The sequence below is a fragment of the Oleiphilus sp. HI0061 genome, assembly GCF_001635675.1.
Genome location: NZ_LWFE01001412.1, coordinates 1 through 3,663 on the forward strand (window position 1 = coordinate 1; position 3,663 = coordinate 3,663).

A 3,663-nucleotide genomic window follows, 5' to 3' on the forward strand; every position below is an offset into this window, starting at 1 on the left:
GGAAAATCTGAAAGTGGTACTATTAGTCTGGACGTTAGCTATATAGACGATTTGGCAAACCTTGCGGTTCGCGATGACGGGCGCGGTATTGCAATTAGCCGTATCTATAAAATGGCGATCGAGAAGGGTATTTATGCAGAATCCGATCCGAAGCCTTCAGCGAGTGAAATCGCTAATTTGATCTTCTCCTCGGGCTTCTCTACTGCGGATGAGGTTACGGACGTTTCAGGGCGTGGTGTTGGTATGGATGCTGTTAAGGGCTTCCTGGAGCGCGAAGGTGGAAGTATTGAGGTTATTCTGGATGATGGTGATGAGAATGCAGACTTCAGATCATTTACTACAAATATACGTATCCCGGCAAGTTTCTACCAGAAAGCTATTAGCTTTAACTAGTTTTAATAGTTGAGATTAAAGGCAGGCCTCTTACGAAAGTAAGGGGCTTTTTTGTTTGTGTTTGCGATATTTATAGTTGGCAAATCGATGTGGCTTATTTGGGGGTGAAAAAAACGGTCTGGTTGTATCCTGCAGGTCTTAGGCCTGGTCTATAGATTGGAGTGGATCTACAAAGAATTAATTCAAAGCGCAGCTTTGATAAAGTTAGGAAAGTGGGAATAAGAAGTTGGCTCCCCGAGCTGGGCTCGAACCAGCGACAAACGGATTAACAGTCCGCTACTCTACCAACTGAGTTATCGGGGAACAGAAGACTAACGAAGACTTCGTTAATCAAGGCCGCGTATACTAAAGAGCAAAGCGGCCCAGGTCAAGACCTTAAAGTACTTTTTTGAGACGTGAAATTGCTGACTCTAATATTTCCATGCTGGTTGCAAAGCTTAGGCGCATGCATCCAGGAGACCCAAAAGCAGACCCAGGTACAAGTGCCACACCTGCTTCACTTAGCAGCATCTCGGCCATTTCAACATCGTTAGATATATTCGCTAGATTGTCGATAGCACCCTGGAAGTTTGGAAAGACATAAAATGTTCCATCGCCAGAAATACATTCCACGCCGGGAAGTTCATTAAGCGCTGCGACAAGATAGTCGTGGCGCTTTTTAAACTCGGTAACCATTGTTGTGATGCATTCCTGGCTGCCATTTAGTGCTTCCAACGCCGCGGCTTGAGAAATGGAGCAGGGGTTCGATGTGCTTTGCGACTGAATCTTTTTCATCGCAGCGATTGCTTTTTCTGGTCCTGCTGCGTAGCCAATGCGCCAGCCTGTCATGGAATATGCTTTAGAGACACCATTCAAAACAAAGGTGCGGTCATATAGCTCTGGGCAGGCGTTCAATATGTTAACGAAAGGTTGTTCTGTCCATAGAATATGTTCGTACATATCATCGGTAACGACTAAAATCTCAGGGTGTTGTTTTAGTGCCTCGCCAATGGCAACCAGTTCTTCACGTGTATAAGCAATCCCGGTTGGGTTCGAGGGAGAGTTTAAAACTACGATTTTGGTTTTATCGGTAATTGCTGCTGACAGTTGCTCGGCAGTCATTTTAAAACGGTTATCAAGGCTCGTTTCAACAATAACTGGTTTGCCTTCCGCTATCTTGACCATGTCGGGGTAGGATACCCAGTACGGTGCAGGGATAACGACTTCGTCGCCTGGGTTTAGCAAGGCAAGTGAGAGATTGAAAAAGCTTTGCTTTCCGCCAGACGATACGAGGATCTGCTTAGGCGTATACTCAAGCTTGTTATCGCGCTTGAATTTATCGATGATCGCGCCTTTTAGTTCTGGAGTGCCGTCTACTGCGGTGTAGCGCGTCTGGCCATTTTTTATTGCACTAATCGCAGCCTGCTTAATGTGTTCAGGGGTGTCGAAGTCTGGTTCGCCAGCGCCTAAGCCGATAATATCTTTACCTGCGGCTTTTAGTTCATTGGCTTTGTTGGTAACAGCCAAGGTCGGAGATGGTTTTATAAGTTGTACCCGGTTTGAAAGTTCCAGGGCAGATAAAGCTGGGTTGGATGATTGTGCTTCCAAGTCTGTTTCCTCAATCAGGAATAATTGCTCACCGTAAATAAAGAACGTGCACTGGCTTATTCTAAAGCAAAAAATTTGCTATCGTTTGCTACCCGATAAGCGCATCGCATAGCTGCAGTTGTATTTATATACAAGTGTCTTAGTGCTGCCACCCAAGTTTAGAAGGTCAATCTACAGTCATGCTTCGTGACTGATAATAGATTTTCCTTTAAGGGAGTGGTCAAACTTGCGAAGTCTATCATTTTTTCATTACGACCGGAATCATAATGGCGAAGGAATTTTTACTAGAGTCACGATTTTCCCCAGCGGGGGATCAGCCTGAAGCAATCAAACAACTTGTTGAGGGGATAGAAGACGGTTTGATGTATCAAACGCTTCTTGGTGTAACGGGGTCAGGTAAGACCTATACGGTTGCAAACGTTATCTCAGCGCTTCAGCGACCTACTATTATAATGGCGCATAATAAAACACTGGCGGCTCAGCTATACGGCGAATTTAAAGAGTTTTTCCCGCAAAACTCGGTCGAGTACTTTGTTTCTTACTATGACTATTATCAACCTGAAGCCTATGTTCCATCTTCAAACACCTTTATTGAAAAAGATGCTTCAGTCAATGAACATATTGAGCAGATGCGTCTATCTGCAACTAAAGCACTTATGGAGCGGCCAGACGCAATAATTATTGCCACGGTTTCTGCCATCTACGGTTTGGGTGACCCGGAATCATATCTCAAGATGATGCTACATCTAGATAGGGGGGAGCCGGCTAGTCAACGCGATATCTTAAAACGATTGGCCGAGATTCAATATACGCGAAATGACATCGAGCTACACCGAGCTACCTATCGTGTGCGTGGTGATGTGATAGACGTCTTCCCCGCTGAGTCTGAAAAAGAGGCAATCCGAATTGAGCTATTTGATGATGAGGTCGAGAACTTAAGTTTCTTTGACCCCTTAACCGGCGAAGTGACGCGTCGTGTGCCTCGGATTACGATTTACCCTAAATCCCATTATGTTACGCCGCGCCAAACAATTCTGAATGCTGTGGATGGAATTAAGTCCGAATTAGAAATTCGTTTAGCGCAGTTACGGGACAATAATAAGCTCGTCGAAGCGCAAAGGCTAGAAGAACGAACTCGCTATGATACAGAGATGATGACAGAGCTGGGTTACTGTAATGGTATTGAAAACTACTCGCGCTACTTGTCTGGGCGCGATGTCGGCGCAGCGCCGCCTACCTTGTTTGATTATTTGCCGGATAATGCCTTAATGGTAATCGATGAGTCGCACGTAACGATTCCTCAGATTGGTGCAATGTTTAAAGGCGACAGGTCTAGAAAAGAAACCTTGGTGGAGTATGGTTTTAGGCTTCCGTCGGCACTTGATAATAGGCCTATGCGTTTTGAAGAATGGGAGCGTATATCTCCCCAGTCTATTTTTGTTTCCGCGACACCATCAACCTACGAAGAAGAGCATGCTGACAAAACCGTTGAGCAGGTCGTTAGGCCGACGGGGTTGCTTGATCCTCTAATAGAAGTGAGGCCTGCTACAACTCAAGTAGATGATTTGCTGTCGGAGATTAATGCGGCAACCGAGCTAGACGAAAGAGTGTTGGTTACAACGCTAACAAAGCGTATGGCTGAGGATCTCACAGATTTCTTAATGGAGCATGGCGTTCAAGTCA

General features: G+C 45.3%; 3 protein-coding genes and 1 tRNA gene. 2 read left to right on the forward strand and 2 right to left on the reverse strand.

What is annotated here, in order from left to right:
* Window positions 1-393 (forward strand): ATP-binding protein (locus A3735_RS22360; RefSeq protein ID WP_231882623.1); only part of this gene is annotated, 393 nt, incomplete at its 5' end.
* A 227-nt stretch (window positions 394-620) separates the two neighbouring features.
* Here the strand turns inward: A3735_RS22360 and A3735_RS22365 are convergent.
* Both A3735_RS22365 and A3735_RS22370 read right to left on the reverse strand, forming a co-directional pair.
* Window positions 621-696, reverse strand: a tRNA-Asn gene (locus tag A3735_RS22365).
* Window positions 697-768: 72 nt separating this feature from the next.
* Window positions 769-1,980, reverse strand: coding sequence for a pyridoxal phosphate-dependent aminotransferase (locus tag A3735_RS22370; protein ID WP_304439727.1), 1,212 nt, complete (start codon window positions 1,978-1,980; stop codon window positions 769-771).
* A gap of 266 nt (window positions 1,981-2,246) precedes the next feature.
* On the opposite strand from A3735_RS22370, the gene uvrB reads away from it, so the two are divergent.
* On the forward strand, window positions 2,247-3,663 hold a 1,417-nt coding region (gene uvrB, locus A3735_RS22375; RefSeq protein WP_068638678.1), incomplete at its 3' end, for an excinuclease ABC subunit UvrB.